The sequence below is a fragment of the Kitasatospora gansuensis genome, from assembly GCF_014203705.1.
In the GTDB taxonomy this organism is placed as follows: Bacteria; Actinomycetota; Actinomycetes; order Streptomycetales; family Streptomycetaceae; genus Kitasatospora; species Kitasatospora gansuensis.
The window spans coordinates 5,305,752-5,321,308 of sequence record NZ_JACHJR010000001.1 but is presented as its reverse complement, the minus strand read 5'-3'; the positions used below and the strand labels follow the sequence as shown (position 1 = coordinate 5,321,308).

Below are 15,557 nucleotides of genomic sequence, written 5' to 3'. Positions count from 1 at the left end.
CCATGCTCGATCACCGCTTGGACAGTGAGTACGAGGAACTTCGGCGCACCGTCGAACAGTTCGCCAACGACGTCGTCGCCCCGAAGATCGGTGACTACTACGAGCAGAACGAGTTCCCGTACGAGATCGTCCGCGAGATGGGGCAGATGGGCCTGTTCGGCCTGCCCTTCCCCGAGGAGTACGGCGGCATGGGCGGCGACTACTTCGCGCTCGGCCTGGCACTGGAGGAGTTGGCCCGGGTCGACTCCTCGGTGGCGATCACGCTGGAGGCCGCGGTCTCGCTCGGCGCGATGCCGATCTACCGGTTCGGCACGGAGGAGCAGAAGCGCGAGTGGCTGCCCCGGCTGACCTCGGGCGAGCTGCTGGGCGCCTTCGGCCTGACCGAGCCGGAGGGCGGTTCGGACGCGGGCGCCACCCGGACCACCGCGCGGTACGACGAGGCCACCGACGAGTGGGTGATCAACGGCACCAAGTGCTTCATCACCAACTCCGGCACGGAGATGACCGGTCTGGTCACGGTGACGGCACTGACCGAACCGATCGCTCGTTCGAGTGAAGACGGCTCGGACCCCTCGCCAAGCCGGGAGATCTCCTCCATCATCGTGCCCACTGGTACCAGTGGTTTCACGGTTTCGAAGAAATACTCCAAGGTCGGATGGAACGCCTCCGACACCCGAGAACTGTCCTTCACCGACTGCCGAGTCCCCGCGGCCAACCTGCTCGGCGCCCAAGGCCGCGGCTACGCCCAGTTCCTGCGCATCCTCGACGAGGGGCGCATCGCCATCGCAGCCCTGGCCACCGGCCTGGCCCAGGGATGTGTCGACCAGTCAGTCAGCTACGCCGGCACCCGCCGCGCCTTCGGGCGGCCCATCGGCGCCAACCAGGTCATCCAGTTCAAGCTCGCCGACATGGAGATGCGCGCACACACCTCCCGCCTGGCCTGGCGGGACGCCGCCTCCCGGCTGCTGCACGCCGAGCCCTTCAAGAAGGAGGCCGCGATCGCCAAGCTGTTCTCCTCCGAGGCCGCCGTCGACAACGCCCGCGAGGCCACCCAGATCCACGGCGGCTACGGCTTCATGAACGAGTTCCCGGTCGCCCGGTTCTGGCGCGACTGCAAGATCCTGGAAATCGGGGAGGGCACCTCCGAGGTCCAGCGGATGCTCATCGCACGCGAGTTGGGGGTCAACGTCTGATCCCGGCGGGGACGGCGGGCTGACCGGGCTTCCGTCACCGAGCGTCTGGGGGTTCCGGGTGGTGCGCACCGCCCGGACCTTCCTGACACCACATCAACTCCCCGTCACCTGAGCGTCGATCTGGTCGTACCTGACCTGGGCCAGCTCGAACGCGGTCGGCTGCAGCCGCACCAACCCCGAATACGGCCCGCTCAGCTCCACCACCAGGCTCACTCCGAACGCGACGCACGCCCCGAGAAAGCCCATCAGCACCAGATTCCGCGCGTTGACGGTGAGCCCGATCACCGGCGGTGTCGCCACCACGAAGACGGCCCCGACGAACAAGCCGCCCAACACCACCTCCGGCACCACCGCTTTGACGTCGGCCAGGCGGGTGTTCCGCCTGGCGTAGGCGTCGGTCAGATTCCGCATCACATCGTTCTTCGCCGTGACCTCGGCAGGCGAAGCGATCTTGGCCCCGTCCGCCGCCATCCTGACCTGGTCGAGCGCCTGCCAGGCCACGGCGCTGCCGCGCCCCTTCTGCATCTGCGCCCACTCGTCGCCCACCACGTCCCTGGTGTACTCCCGGACCTTCTGCCGCACCGCCGCACGGTCCGGATCCGGGAGCCCCTTCGCCACCCAGTACACCTCTGTCAGCGCCCGGCTCTCCGCATACGTCTGCTGGCGGGCGGAGTTCAGCTGCTGCCACGCCCCAGCCACGCTGAAGCCGGTAAAGAGAGCGAAGAACCCGAGCACCGTCGCGCCCGCGAAGGCCAGGGCCTGAGGGGAGGTCGTCCCCTCCCGGGAGCGCTTCGTCCGTCCGAAGAGCAGACCGAACAGCAGCGCCAGAGCGGCGCCCGCCAGGCAGACCAGACCGATCATCCACATCAGTTGCCACTCCTCCTCCGAACACCTCCGCCGCCGGTCACTTCGCCCGCTCCTCTCCGCGCTATGGGCGCCGCCCGCGAACGGCGAAGGCGGCGGCCAGGGCGCACAACACCGGGAGCATCATCGCGAGCAGAAGCACCATCACCTCGTCCACCTCCCAGGGCTCGCTGTCGTCCTCCGAGTCGGGCCGGCCGTCCGGCGACAGCGCTTCGGCGGCCACCGGGTGGCCCAGGTTCGCCTCGGCCGCTGCCTTCGACCCCGCTCCTGGCGCCTGCGCACTGTCCGCGGGCACTCCACTGCCAACCCCGACCCCGGCCGCCCCTGGTGCGGCTCCTCCGAGGGCATCCGCCCCCGGCCCGCGCGATCCTGGCTGACTCCGTCCGGCAATCACCGCACGGAACGGGCTGCCGAACCCGGGTAGCGGACCGACACCCGGCCGGTACGGCACGACCAGCCCTCCGGCGGCTTGACCTACCGTCAGCCCGTCCGAACTCGCCACCGGGCCACCGGCCTGGCCGGTGCTCGTACCCACATCACCGACTCCGACTGCGCCGGACGCTGCTCCGCCCCCTGTACCCGCACCGGTGGCTGCGCCACCCTGCCCGGCGCCACTCCCGCCTCCGCCACTCCCGCCACTCCCGCTTCCGCCACTCGCTCCACCGCCCTGCCCGGTCCCGCCACCACCGTTGCTGCTGCCGCCACCACCGCCCGATCCGGTGCCGCCACCGCCACCGCTCTGACCGCCGCCCTGGCTTCCCGATGCACCGTCATATCCGGCGGCCACCTCGGCCGTCAGCCGACGTGCGGTCAGTCGCTGCCCGCTCTCCCCGACCACGCTGTCGTCCGCATACCCCTCGCCCCGGACGGCTCCCGCCTGCCGGCCAGGGCGAGCGGATCCGCTCAGCACACACTCCGCCGGACGCCCCGGCACCAGCAGCCCGCCCTCGGACAAGCCGGCGCAGGAGACCGACCCCACTCCCGGCAGCTCGGACGCCACTTTCATCCCGCTGACCGGCAGTTCACCCAACACCTCGACCTGAACGTGGAGTTCAACCGCCCCAGCTGCCGGACCGGCCTGCACCAGCCGGACCGGCGGCGCCTCGACCAGCCTCGACCGCCCCGCCACCCCGGCTCCGGTGGGCCGTCCGACCGATCGCAGCACCAGCCCCGAGGCGATCCCCTGGTACCCGGCGCGGGCGGTCGCCACCGCCTTCGGCAGACCGTCCGGAGCTGCCCCGTTCACGGTCACCGTGGTCTCCTGCGGACCGGCCCCGGCCACGAACCTGACGCTGCACTCCACCGTCCCCAGCGGCGGCACCGCGATCGCCACACCCTGACCGCCCTGACCACAGCGGGCCTGCCCACCCGGCACCTGCTGATCACTGATCACCGCACTCAGCCCGTACTCGGCCCGGTTGACGATCCGATAGCTCCGCAGCACCTGCTCCCCCGCCCGGACTCGGACGGCAGCTCCCTCCGTGGCGTTGGTACGGACACTCAGACGCAACGCATCACGGGCCTCTCCACCGCGCTGCGCTCCGGCCGGGACGGCGGCGGCCTGAGCCACCTCGCCACCCGATCCGACGACCCCCGGCACCAGGCCGGCGAGTGCCACGACTGCCATGCGTACGCCCCAGTTCCGCACTGCGGCACCGGGGCGTCGACGGACAGCTTCGGCCTCTGGTCGAATGATCATGTTGTCATGTCTGCCCGGTTCGTCCGGCCACTCTGCACCCTGACGCCGCATCAGCGATCAAGATGACTCGATCGGCCCACGCCGCTTCGGCGCGGCACTCCCGCCGCAACAGCCGTGCGAATACGTACCAATGGCCATCGAATCGCCCCGGGCATCGGCCGCTCTCCGGGGCCGAAGCAGCTCATCGGGGTCGGTCAGGGGATGACGATGACAGGCCGGTTCGCCCGGCGGGCCAGTCGCCCGGAGACCGAACCGAAGAGCTTGCCGAGCAGTCCGTGGGTACTGCCGACCACGATCGCGTCGGCGGCGTACTCACGGCCGACCTCCTCGATCTCGTGGCAGATGTCCCCACCCCGCTCGACCAGGATCCACGGCACACCGGCCAGGTAGTCGGCGCAGGCCAGTTCCAGGCCGAGGAGCTCGGTCCGATGGTCCGGCATGTCGACGAACACGGGCGGCTCGCAGCCGGCCCAGACCGTGGCGGGCAACCGGTTCGCCACGTGCACGATGACCAGTCCGCAACGCGAGCGGCGGGCCATGCCCACCGCGTAGGCGAGCGCCCGCTCGCTGGAGAGGGAACCGTCGAAGCCGACCACCACACCGTGCTGGAAGGCCGGGTCGCAGGCAGGTACCGCCTGCTCCTGCGGCGTGGGTTCGTCGCTCCGCTTGGCTCGGGACCCCGCTGCACCCGAGTTCGCACCGGCGCCGTCCGCGATCATGCCGTCCGTCATGGCGTCCCCCACCACACCCTCGCCCCGCTGTCCGGCCCGTCGCTGACGCGGTCGTGGCCAGCCGCGGCGGACCACCTCGCGCGCGAGGACGAACGGCGAACGTCGGTGGCCCGGCAGACCGGGCGACAACTCAACCGCCATCCGCGCGCCGACCGCATCGTCGGTGGCAGCGGATCTGGGGGGCTCAAAACCGACCATGGCTCAAAGCTCTTCGAGTGAGATGGGCCGACAGGAAGGGGCACGGATGCCCGGGCAACAGGCCCACCCCCGACACCGAGTCGGTCTCTGCCGAGCACCACCGAATGTGACCTGTTCCTCTCAGAGTACGACGGGCCCAGGCCCCCGCCCAGCTGCGGAGCCCTGAAACGGCGACGATCCCGCTAACGGAGGATGCGCGCGCCGTGGCTTTCGCGCCCCTCTGTTGAGGCCGCGCGCCGCCCGACGAGAAGGTTCCCTGGAGCTTCCCCGAGGAAGCCCCGGGACGCAACAGTGCCGCCACACAACGTGACCCGACTGTCATCGTCCGGTAGCCGACCCGACCGGCCGGTCTGTCTGTTCCTGTCCCCTATATACGCCCGCGAATACGCCCACGTCACGAGCCCGCCCAATCGGCGGCCGGCGCCTCGCCGACTCCCCCGCTTCCACCCTCCGGCACACTCCGCACCCGTCCGACCACGCCCCAAACCCCGAAAGTCGGCAGACCGGCCGCTTCCGGCCAATTCGGTCCGCTACGGAACGCGACCGGGCAAATGCCTGCTGCATACGCCAGTCCACTGGCAGCATGCAGCGCATGCCGCTGCTGCTGTTCGATCTCGACAACACCCTGCTGCCCCGGGACGCCGCGTTCCGCGCCTGGGCGGAGGACTTCCTGGCCGAACACCGGCTTCCGGCCGGGGACCTGGACTGGTTCACCACCATCGACGGCAGCGGGCACGTCCCGCGCAGCACGGTACTCGGGGCGGCGAAGCGTCGCTACGGGCTCGACCGGTCGATGGACTTCCTGCTCGCCCACTACCGGCGTGGCATCAACTCACATATCCACTGCCCCAGTTCACATATCCAGGCACTCAATGCGGCCCGATCGGCCGGCTGGTCGCTCGGCATCGTCAGCAACGGGGGCACCCGGCCCCAGCTGGAGAAGATCCGTCGGGTGGGGCTCGGCTCACTGGTCGACGGCTGGGTGATCTCCGAAGAAGCCCGGTACCTCAAGCCCGACCCACGGATCTTCGAGATCGCCGCCCAACGCTGTGGAGTCCCGCCAACCGGCGACTGGGCCTCCCACACCTGGATGGTCGGCGACCACGCCCCCGCCGACATCGCCGGCGCCGAACTGACCGGCCTGCGCAGCGTCTGGCTCCACCACGGCCGCCCCTGGGCCGAGCTCGGCTACCGGCCGACCCTCAGCGCGGCCGGCATCCCCGAGGCCGTCGGCCTGATCCTGTCCGCCCGCTCCGCCCCGAGCCCCCGCCGCACGACCGCAACCGGGGCCGCGACCACAACGGGAGCCGGAGCCGCTTCCACCGCCAAGCCGACGCGCCACCCGGGCGCCGTCCTCGGCTCCACGCCACCCCGGTTCGCCTCCGTGCCCCCCGGCCCGGCCACCAGCACTCCAGCCACCGCTGCCGCTACCGCCACCAGCGCGTGACGCCCCGCTCCACGAACCCCAGCCGCCGGTAGAGCGGTTCGCCGAGCAGGGTGGCCACCAGGGTGGTCACCCTGCCGGGCTGCGCCGCCAGGGCGGCCGAGAGCACCACCCGGCCCAGCCCCTTCGAGCGGTACTCGGGCAGCACCGCCACCCAGTAGACGCCCACCGTCTCCCCGTTGTCGTACGTCATGCAGGCGGCGGCCGGCGCACCGTCCACGCGTCCCAGCCAGGCCCGGTAGCCGGGTTCCGCCAGCAGCCCGGGCGGGAGGTGCACGCCCCGCTGCCACGGCTGCCTCGGCGCGATCGGGAAGCCGTCCACCACGACCCGCTCCAGGTCGGCCAGTTCGTCGGCTCCGCGTACCTCCGCGACCGAGACCCCCTCCGCCGAGACTCCGCCGACCGTGGCTCCCTCCACCGAGGCCGCCTCCGGCGTCCCGGCCAGCCGCAGCGACGGCGGCAGCTCCGCGATCGACGGCGCGTCCGGTTCGCGGACCATCACCGCCATGCCGAGCCCGGACTCCCGCCCCTCACCGGTCAGGTCGAGCCCGCTGTACGGGTCCTCCAGGATGAGGTGCTCGGTGTTCCACTCCTTGCGCAGCTCGGCCAGCTCGGCGAGCAGCGGTTCGATCCCGTCCGGCCCGTACGGGCGGGTGAGCACCACCCGGTGGGTGTCGGCGGGGTCCCGCGCACATCGGACCGCCGTGAAGCCGGGGCGGCTGGTGAACTCCCAGCCGTGCACCCGCGCCTGGGCCAGCCAGAAGGCTGCCGCATTGTCATTGGCCTGTTCGAGCCGACCCCGATTCGTCATGACTCGACCCTAGTCAGCGGCCGGACACCTGCCCCAGCCCGGTCCCACCTCCCGCCCACTCCCCCGACCAGGTCCGACCAGGTCCGACCGGGTCCGGCCGGACGCCCGCCGCTCACGCCCGCCGCGCTCCGCCGCGCCCCGGCCCGGAGGGCGCACGCAGGCGCGCGCCTCTACCGCGAGCGCCCCTGGTACGGACCGGCTGTTTTCGGTCAATCTCAGTGCCCGTCCGTCCCGTTCGGCAAAGCCGCAGCCCAGGGCGCCCGGCGCGGCTCATTCTTCCGTGCGGCCGACAGGTAGGTCGTGCGGCAACCAGCCATCGATCCTCCGGCCCTCTTCACAGGGGGGTCGACGACTGCCACGCTTCGTGATCGAATGCATCACGCCAAATTGCCATGTCGACATAGCGTCGGATGGTGAACTTGTCACAACGGCAACGGTCCAACCAGTAGATTCGATCTTGGCGAACAGGGCGATCTGCAGGACGATTCGGCGATCACGGCGAGCAGTTCGGCACCACGGCACCACCACACACACCACCGAGGGGGCTGGAGCGCCTTGAGCAGGGTGAGCAGGAGCGACACGGGTCCTGACGGCGGCCAGTCGTCGGCCGGCTTCACGAACCGCGCTTCGAGAGACAACGCGCCCCACCAGTCACATCAGCACCAGGGCCACTCCTCCGCCCCACCCCTCGGATATCAGCCCGGGCAGCAGGCCGGGCATCCCGCCGGACACCAAGCGGGCCACCCGGCCGGACAGCAGCAGCACCAGCAGTCCGCCAACTCCACGCCCCGACGCGGAATCTCTTCTTCCGCCAGCCTGGCGGTCAGTCAGAACAGCACCGGTGCCGGGCAAGTGACCCAGGGCCAGTTCGCCGCCGGTTCGGCGACGGCCACCCTCCCGGCCCCGGCCTCCTCCGCGGCGTCGAACTCCGCCCTGCTCGGCCACGCCACCACACCGCGCAAGCTCTCCGGCCGACGCCGTCGCGAGACGGTGGCCGTGCTGATCTTCGGTGGCGCCCCGATCTTCGAGAGCTCGATCCCGCTCTCGGTCTTCGGCGTCGACCGCCAGGACGCCGGCGTACCGCGCTACCGCCTGCTGGTCTGCGCGGGCGAGGACGGCCCGCTGGCGACCACCGGCGGGCTGACCCTCACCGCGCCGTACGGCCTGGAGACGCTCGCCCGGGCCGGCACCATCGTGGTCCCGGCCTGGCGGTCGATCTCGCAGCCCCCTCCGCCGGAGGCGATCGCCGCGCTGCGCAAGGCCCACCACGAGGGGGCCCGGATCATCGGCCTCTGCACCGGCGCGTTCGTGCTCGCCGCGGCCGGCCTGCTGGACGGCCGCCCGGCCACCACCCACTGGATGTACGCGCCGACCCTGGCCAAGCGCTACCCCAAGGTGCACGTCGATCCGCGCGAGCTGTTCGTCGACGACGGCGACGTCCTCACCTCGGCCGGTACGGCCGCGGGCATCGACCTCTGCCTGCACGTGGTCCGCAGCGACCACGGCGCCGAGGCCGCCAACGCGCTGGCCCGCCGCCTCGTGGTGCCGAGCCGGCGCAGCGGCGGCGGTCAGGCCCAGTACATCGATCAGTCTTTACCTGAGGAGATCGGCAACGACCCGCTCGCCGAGGTCGTGACCTGGGCCCTGGAGAACCTCAACCAGCAGTTCGACGTCGAGGTCCTGGCCGCCCGCGCCTACATGAGCCGCCGTACGTTCGACCGGCGGTTCCGCACCCTCACGGGCAGCGCCCCGCTGCAGTGGCTGATCACCCAACGGGTGCTCCAGGCACAGCGGTTGCTGGAAGCGTCCGAGCTCTCGGTGGACGACGTCGCGCGCCGCTGCGGCTTCCGTTCCCCGGTCGCGCTGCGCGGGCACTTCCGCCGCCAGCTCGGGGTCTCCCCCGCCGCGTACCGGACGGGCTACCGCGCCCGGCGTCCGGCTCCCCAGTCGACCGCCGGTCCGGCGCTGCCCACCGGGCCGAACCCGACCGTGCCGGCCCAGGCGCACCCGGCCGACCGGTCCGCTGGTGCTCCCGGCGGGGCGACGCATCTGACGGCGGGTCCGGTCCGTCCACTGGTGCCCCCGCAGTCCGGCGGCGCCGCCCGCCCGGCCGCCCGCGGCGCCCACCCCGGGCACCCCGGACACTCCGGCGCCGACAGCCACACCAGCACCAACACCGCCGAGCGCGCCGTGGAGCACGCGCACGCCGCCGCGACCGAGGAGGGCTACGGCCAGCCGACGGCCCGTGATCTGGGCCAGGGTCACCGTCCGGACGGCGCACCGGCGTCCGCGCCCCGCCCGGGCCACGGCGGTGCCGCGGCCACCTCCGGCAAGGCGCAGGACACCGCCGCGGGCGAAGCCACGGACGGACGGACGGGCCGACAGCTGTCCGGCTCCCGTGATCGCGCCGTAGGGTGAGTGTGTGAATGACCGCCTGGTATGGATCGACTGTGAAATGACGGGGCTCGACCTCGGCCGGGACGCCCTGGTCGAGGTCGCCGCTCTGGTGACCGACTCCGAACTGAACATCCTCGGGGAGGGCGTGGACGTCATCATCCGTCCACCCGCCGAGTCCCTGGAGACCATGCCGGACGTGGTGCGCCAGATGCACACCTCCTCCGGCCTGCTCGACGAGCTGGCGAACGGCGTCACGCTCGCCGAGGCGGAGGCGCGGGTGCTCGCCTACATCCGGGAGCACGCGGCCGAGGCCGGCAAGACGCCGCTCTGCGGCAACTCGGTGGCCACCGACCGCGGCTTCCTCTCCCGGGACATGCCCGCGCTCGAAAGCCACCTGCACTACCGCATCGTGGACGTCTCCTCGATCAAGGAACTGGCCCGTCGCTGGTTCCCGCGCGCCTACTACAACAGCCCGCAGAAGGGTGGCAGCCACCGCGCCCTCGCGGACATCCGGGAGAGCATCGCCGAACTCCGCTACTACCGCGAGGCGGTGTTCGTCGCCCAGCCGGGTCCGGACACCGACGCCGCTCGCGCCATCGCGGCCAAGTACCAGCTGCCGACCAGCTGACCAGCCAGCCCCTCCCTCCGGTCGCCGAAATCCTGGCGCGAGCACCCGTTCCGATCCTGTAGAGTTCTTCCTGTCGGAGCGGGAACGCACCGGCAGATGGTGGGTATAGCTCAGTTGGTAGAGCACCTGGTTGTGGTCCAGGTGGCCGCGGGTTCGAGTCCCGTTACTCACCCCAACAGCCTTGAGGGCCTGATCTCCTGGAGATCGGGCCCTCAAGGCTTTTCGCGTTCCCTCACTGCCTGTCCAGCCCGCCGTGGCGAGCGCACCGGTGCGGCACTACCCCCGGAACCTACTCACTAGTAACATCTCCTCCATGACCACACCTTCGATCGGCCAGCTGCTCGACTCCACGGTGCCGATGGCGCACACCCTCAACCTCGAGTACCTGGAGACCAGTCCCGAGCGCGCGGTGCTCCGGCTGCCGGACCAGCCCGCGTACCACAACCACGTCGGCGGCCCGCACGCCGGCGCGATGTTCACGCTGGCCGAGTCGGCCAGCGGCTGCATCGTGCTCGCCGCGTTCGGCGACCAGCTGCACCGGGCCGTGCCGCTCGCCGTGAAGGCCGAGATCGCGTACAAGAAGCTGGCGAAGGGCGTGGTCACCGCGACCGCCACCCTGGACCGCCCGGCCGCCGACGTGGTCGCCGAGCTGGACAAGGGCGAGCGCCCGGAGTTCACCGTCACGGTCGACATCACCCGCGCCGACGGCGACGTCACCGGCGTGATGACCATCACCTGGACCCTGCGCCCCAACTCCTGACGCGCGGTCACCCGGTGCGGGGTCCGGCCACCCCGGGCCCCGCACCAACCCACCGCCCCGCAGGCGGCCCTACGCCGACTCCCGCACCACCAGCTCGGTGGCCAGCACCACCTGCCGCCGCGCCCGCCCCTGCTCGGCGATCTCCTCCAGCAGCAGCCGGGCCATCGTCCGCCCCATCTCCTCGATCGGCTGCCGCACGCTGGTCAGCGGGGGGTCGGTGTGCCGGGCCACGATCGAGTCGTCGAAGCCGATCACCGCCACGTCGTCCGGCACCCGCCGCCCGGCGGCCCGGAGCACCTGCAGCGCGCCCGCCGCCATCACGTCCGAGGCGCAGAACACCGCGTCCAGCCCGGGCCGGCGCTCCAGCAGCTCGCGCATCGCCAGCCGTCCGCCCGCCTCGGTGAAGTCGCCCGGCCCCACCAGTTCCTCCCGGTACGGCCGCCCGGCCTCCTCCAGGGCCTGCCGGTACCCGGACAGCCGGGCCCTGGCCCCCTCCATGTCGAGCGGCCCGGTGATGGTCGCGACCTCCTGGCAGCCGCGCCGCAGCAGGTGCCGGACGGCCATCCTGGCCCCGCCCGCGTTGTCCGCGTGGACGTAGCTCAGCGGCTCCAGGTCCCCCCGCCGCCCCGCCAGCACCGAGGGAATCTCCAGGCTCTCCAGCAGGCTCGGCAGCGGATCGTCCTGATGCACCGACACCAGCAGTACGCCGTCCACCCGTTGGGCGGTCAGATAGGCCGAAAGTCGTTCCCGCTCGCGCTGGTTGCGGACCAGGATCAGCAGCAGCTGCATGTCGGTCTCGGCGAGTTCGGCCGAGACGCCGCTGATGATGTCGGAGAAGTACGGCTCGGAGAACAGCCGGGTCTCCGCCTCGGGCACCACCAGCGCGATCGAATCGGTCCGCGAGGTGACCAGGGTGCGGGCGGCCCGGTTCGGGACGTAGCCGAGTTCGGCGATCGCGGCGTTCACCGCCTCCCGCGCCTTCTCGCTCACCCGGGGCGACCCGTTCACCACCCGGGAGACCGTCCCGCGCCCGACGCCCGCCAGCGCGGCCACCTCCTCCAGGGTCGGCCGCGCCGCCCCTGCGGGGACCCGGGTCGAGGCGCGGCCGGAACCACCCGGCTCTCCCTGCGAGCCCTGCGAGCCCTGCGAGCCCTGCGGGTTCTGCGACCTCTGCGGCCCGTTCGGCCCCGTCGGCCGCTGTGCGGTCTGGCTCATCGCTCACCTCGTGGGACAGGTCGTCGTGGTCGTCATCGCTCATTGTGGCCGGTTCGGGCGTGGGCCGACCGGCCGGTGTCCGTACGGCCGGCGGGAGGCCACTCAGGACACACTCCGGCAACGGTTCCGACTTCTGCTCTTGACACTCACCCCCGCGACCGAGCAACCTTCCGGCATGCCTTCCGTGGGAGCGCTCCCACACTCTACTGGCCAATCACCGCGCACACAGCACCCCTGCCCCACCCCGGACCAAGGAGAACGTCATGCGCCGCAGCACCACCCGCCCCCGCAGAGCTGCCGCCCTCGCCACCGCCACGGTGGCCGCCACCGCCCTGCTGCTCACCAGCTGCTCCAGCTCCGGTTCCGGCTCCGGTGACGCGAAGGGCGGGGACACCAACGAGAAGATCACCCTCACCGTCGGCGACTTCGGCACCTTCGGCTACCAGGAGGCCGGGCTCTACACCGAGTACATGGCGGCCCACCCGAACATCACCATCAAGGCCGAGACCGCACAGGACGGCCAGAAGTACTGGGACGCCCTGACCACCCACCTGGCGGCGGGCAGCGGCCTGACCGACATCCAGGCCGTCGAGGTCGGCTACATCGCCCAGGCGACCAGCAAGTTGGGCGACAAGTTCGTCGACCTCGGCAAGACCGAGGGCATCACCGCCGGCGCCTGGCTGCCCTGGAAGTCCACGCAGGCCACCACCGCCAAGGGCGAGCTGATCGGCCTCGGCACCGACATCGGCCCGATGGCGATCTGCTACCGCAAGGACCTGTTCCAGCAGGCCGGCCTGCCGACCGACCGGGAGGCGGTCGGCCAGCTCTGGGCCGGCGACTGGGGCAAGTTCATCGAGCAGGGCAAGGCGTTCCAGGCCAAGGCCCCGGCCGGGACCTTCTTCACCGACTCGGCGAGCGGCCTGTTCAACGCCGTGATCTCCGGCGAGTCCGAGCAGTACTCCGACTCCTCCGGCAAGCTGAACGTCAAGGACAGCGCGGCCGTGAAGAAGGCCTGGGACCTCTCGGTCGCCGCCTCGCAGGCGAAGATCAGCGCCGGGCTGCGGCAGTTCCAGAAGCCGTGGGAAGCGGCCTTCGCCAACGCGAAGTTCGCCACCGTGGCCTGCCCGTCCTGGATGACCGGCATCGTCAGCAAGCAGTCCGGCGAGGCCGGCAAGGGCAAGTGGGACATCGCCAAGGCGCCGGTCGCCGCCAACTGGGGCGGCGCCTTCCTGACCGTCCCGAAGGCCGGCAAGCACACCAAGGCGGCCGCGGCGCTGGCCGCCTGGCTGACCGCGCCGGAGCAGCAGGCCAAGGTCTTCACCAAGGTCGGCAACCTGCCCTCGACCTCGGCCGGCCTCCAGCTGCCCGCCGTGCAGTCGGCCAAGCTGGACTACTTCGGTGACACCCCGACCGGCCAGATCTACGCGGCCGCCGCCTCGTCCATCAAGCCCGCCAAGATCGGCCCGGACGACGGCACCGCCAAGACCATCATCACCGACAACGGCATCCTCGACATCGAGGAGCACGGCACCGACCCGGCCAAGGCCTGGCAGACCGTGCTCAAGGGCATCGCGGACAAGGTCAACGGCTAAGGCTTTCACGGCAGTCGGCGGCCTCCCCCCGCCGACTGCCGCCGTACCAACCCCAGTACCCGCCCGGCCGAGGCCTGACGACGCATCGGCCGGGCGGCACCATCAGCAGCCCTTCCGGGAGGACACCCCGTGGCCACCCCAGCCCCGCCCACCAGTTGGCGTTCGCGCCTCTACCGCCTCGACCTGAAGGCCTCCCCCTACGCCTACATCGCCCCGTTCTTCCTCTGCTTCGCCGCCTTCGGGCTGATCCCGCTGGTCTGGACGGGCTGGCTGTCCCTGCACCAGGTCGACCTGCTCACGCCGGACGTCATGGAGTGGCGCGGCCTGGGCAACTACACCCGGCTCTGGGACAGTGAGCAGTTCTGGACCGCGCTCCGGAACACCTTCACCATCGGGGTGCTCTCCACCGTCCCGCAGCTGCTGATGGCCCTCGGCCTGGCCCACCTGCTCAACTACCGTCTGCGCGCCCGGGGTTTCTTCCGGGTGGCGGTGCTCGCCCCGTACGCGACCTCGATCGCCGCGGCCACCCTGGTGTTCGTCCAGCTCTACAACCCGGACTACGGGATGATCAACTGGGCGCTCTCCGCGGTGGGCGTCGAGCGCACCGACTGGTTCGCCGACACCTGGCCCTCCCAGATCGCCATCTCCTCCATCGTGACCTGGCGTTGGACCGGCTACAACGCGCTGATCTACCTGGCCGCGATGCAGGCCGTGCCGAAGGACCTGTACGAGGCGGCGAGCCTGGACGGTGCCTCGCGCTGGCAGCAGTTCACCCGGATCACCATCCCGTCGATCCGGCCGACCATCCTGTTCACCATCATCGTCTCCACCATCGGCGCCACCCAGCTGTTCGGTGAGCCGATGCTGTTCGGCGGCGGGGTCGGGGTGAGCGGCGGCTCCGCGCACCAGTACCAGACCCTGAGCCTCTACCTGTACGAACTCGGCTGGCCCAGCCGTCAGTTGGGCCGCGCCTCGGCGGTGGCCTGGACGATGCTGCTGATCCTGCTGCTGGTCGGCGCGGTCAATCTGCTGATCGCCCGTCGCAACCGCGCCAAGCTGGGAGGCTGAGCCATGAGCACCCTGACCACGCCCCGACCGGCCGAAGTCCCGGGCACCGCACGGCCGGTGGCCACCCGGCGGTGGTTCCGGGCCGGGGCCGGCGACCACGACAAGGCCGGCCCGGTCACGTACGTGCTGCTCGGCCTGGCCGCCGTGATCTCGTTCTTCCCGCTCTACTGGACCTTCGTGGCGGCCAGTCACACCGGCGAGCGGGTGGCCCAGTCGCCGCCGCCGCTGCTGCCGGGCGGGGAGCTGTGGACCAACATCTCCACCGTCTGGAACCAGGCCGCGATGGGCCAGGCCCTGCTCAACTCGACCATCGTGGCCGGTCTTGTGTCGCTCTCCACCGTGCTGTTCTCCACGCTGGCCGGCTTCGCCTTCGCCAAACTCCCGTTCCGGGGGCGGAACATCCTGCTCACCCTGGTGGTGGCGACCATGACCATCCCGCCCCAGCTCAGCGTCATCCCGCTGTACCAGATCATCACCGACCTGGAGTGGGGCAACCAGCTCCAGTCGGTGATCCTGCCCTCGCTGGTGGCCGCCTTCGGGGTGTTCTTCATGCGGCAGTTCCTGGCCGAGGCACTGCCGGTGGAGCTGATCGAGGCCGCCCGGGTGGACGGCGCGCACAGTCTGCGGATCATCTGGCACGTGGTCTTCCCGATCGCCCGTCCCGCCATGGCGGTCCTGGGCATGCTGGTCTTCGTGCAGTCCTGGAACGACTTCTTCTGGCCCTTCGTGGTGCTCACCCAGCAGAACCCGACCGTGCAGGTCGCGCTCTCCGCGATCGGCGGCGGCAGCGCGTACGACATCAACCAGGCCGTCATCATGACCGGTGCGCTGGTCGGCACCCTGCCGCTGCTGCTGATCTTCGCCGTGCTCGGCAAGCACATCGTCGGTGGCATCACCGCCGGTGCCGTCAAGAGCTGATCACACGTCAGCGTCCACACTCACCATGGGAGCGCTCCC

At 71.2% G+C, this 15,557-nt stretch carries 13 protein-coding genes, 1 tRNA gene and 1 pseudogene; 10 read left to right on the top strand and 5 right to left on the bottom strand.

Features of this window, described 5'->3' with window-relative positions; translation table 11 throughout:
- Positions 1–2: 2 nt before the first annotated feature.
- Entirely contained in the window at positions 3–1,193 is a 1,191-nt protein-coding gene (locus F4556_RS23795; RefSeq protein ID WP_184919358.1) for an acyl-CoA dehydrogenase family protein, read from the top strand.
- Between the two features lie 93 nt (positions 1,194–1,286).
- Here the strand turns inward: F4556_RS23795 and F4556_RS23790 are convergent, their stop codons facing one another.
- Positions 1,287–2,060 (bottom strand): bestrophin-like domain, encoded by a 774-nt coding sequence (locus F4556_RS23790; protein WP_184919356.1) that lies wholly within the window; start codon positions 2,058–2,060, stop codon positions 1,287–1,289.
- A 61-nt stretch (positions 2,061–2,121) separates the two neighbouring features.
- Positions 2,122–2,352 (bottom strand): hypothetical protein, encoded by a 231-nt coding sequence (locus F4556_RS23785; RefSeq protein ID WP_184919354.1) that lies wholly within the window; start codon positions 2,350–2,352, stop codon positions 2,122–2,124.
- Positions 2,353–3,196: 844 nt separating this feature from the next.
- Here F4556_RS23785 and F4556_RS23780 point away from each other — a divergent pair.
- Positions 3,197–3,397, top strand: a complete 201-nt coding sequence (locus tag F4556_RS23780) for a hypothetical protein (RefSeq protein WP_184919352.1) — start codon at positions 3,197–3,199, stop codon at positions 3,395–3,397.
- 553 nt (positions 3,398–3,950) lie between these two features.
- On the opposite strand, the pseudogene F4556_RS23775 reads toward F4556_RS23780, so the two are convergent.
- Positions 3,951–4,382: pseudogene (locus F4556_RS23775) on the bottom strand (universal stress protein); the annotation flags it as partial.
- Positions 4,383–5,268: 886 nt separating this feature from the next.
- Between F4556_RS23775 and F4556_RS23770 the strand changes: the two are divergent.
- A complete protein-coding gene (locus F4556_RS23770) occupies positions 5,269–6,132 on the top strand; it encodes an HAD family hydrolase (protein WP_184919350.1) in 864 nt (287 codons plus the stop codon).
- Here the strand turns inward: F4556_RS23770 and F4556_RS23765 are convergent.
- Entirely contained in the window at positions 6,113–6,940 is an 828-nt protein-coding gene (locus tag F4556_RS23765; RefSeq protein ID WP_184919348.1) for a GNAT family N-acetyltransferase, read from the bottom strand. The genes F4556_RS23770 and F4556_RS23765 overlap by 20 nt on opposite strands.
- Positions 6,941–7,873: 933 nt before the next feature.
- Between F4556_RS23765 and F4556_RS23760 the strand changes: the two genes are divergently transcribed.
- From F4556_RS23760 to F4556_RS23745, 4 genes are all read left to right on the top strand, one after another.
- Entirely contained in the window at positions 7,874–9,358 is a 1,485-nt protein-coding gene (locus F4556_RS23760) for a helix-turn-helix domain-containing protein (protein WP_221504433.1), read from the top strand.
- A 4-nt stretch (positions 9,359–9,362) separates the two neighbouring features.
- Positions 9,363–9,965 (top strand): oligoribonuclease, encoded by a 603-nt coding sequence (orn, locus tag F4556_RS23755; RefSeq protein WP_184919345.1) that lies wholly within the window; start codon positions 9,363–9,365, stop codon positions 9,963–9,965.
- 99 nt (positions 9,966–10,064) lie between these two features.
- Positions 10,065–10,140: transfer RNA gene (locus tag F4556_RS23750), tRNA-His, on the top strand.
- A gap of 138 nt (positions 10,141–10,278) precedes the next feature.
- Positions 10,279–10,725 carry a DUF4442 domain-containing protein gene (locus F4556_RS23745; RefSeq protein ID WP_184919342.1) on the top strand — a complete coding sequence of 149 codons (447 nt, stop codon included), beginning with the start codon at positions 10,279–10,281 and terminating at the stop codon, positions 10,723–10,725.
- 69 nt (positions 10,726–10,794) lie between these two features.
- Here F4556_RS23745 and F4556_RS23740 read toward each other — a convergent pair whose 3' ends face one another.
- Positions 10,795–11,940, bottom strand: a complete 1,146-nt coding sequence (locus F4556_RS23740) for a LacI family DNA-binding transcriptional regulator (protein ID WP_246511076.1) — start codon at positions 11,938–11,940, stop codon at positions 10,795–10,797.
- 263 nt (positions 11,941–12,203) lie between these two features.
- Here F4556_RS23740 and F4556_RS23735 point away from each other — a divergent pair, with 263 nt between their 5' ends.
- The 3 genes from F4556_RS23735 (at position 12,204) to F4556_RS23725 (ending at position 15,518) form a co-directional block, all read left to right on the top strand.
- Positions 12,204–13,532 (top strand): ABC transporter substrate-binding protein, encoded by a 1,329-nt coding sequence (locus F4556_RS23735; protein WP_184919340.1) that lies wholly within the window; start codon positions 12,204–12,206, stop codon positions 13,530–13,532.
- A gap of 129 nt (positions 13,533–13,661) precedes the next feature.
- Complete coding sequence (locus F4556_RS23730) at positions 13,662–14,600, top strand: carbohydrate ABC transporter permease (RefSeq protein ID WP_313068546.1); 939 nt, start codon at positions 13,662–13,664, stop codon at positions 14,598–14,600.
- A gap of 3 nt (positions 14,601–14,603) precedes the next feature.
- Entirely contained in the window at positions 14,604–15,518 is a 915-nt protein-coding gene (locus F4556_RS23725; RefSeq protein WP_184919338.1) for a carbohydrate ABC transporter permease, read from the top strand.
- Positions 15,519–15,557: the final 39 nt, after the last annotated feature.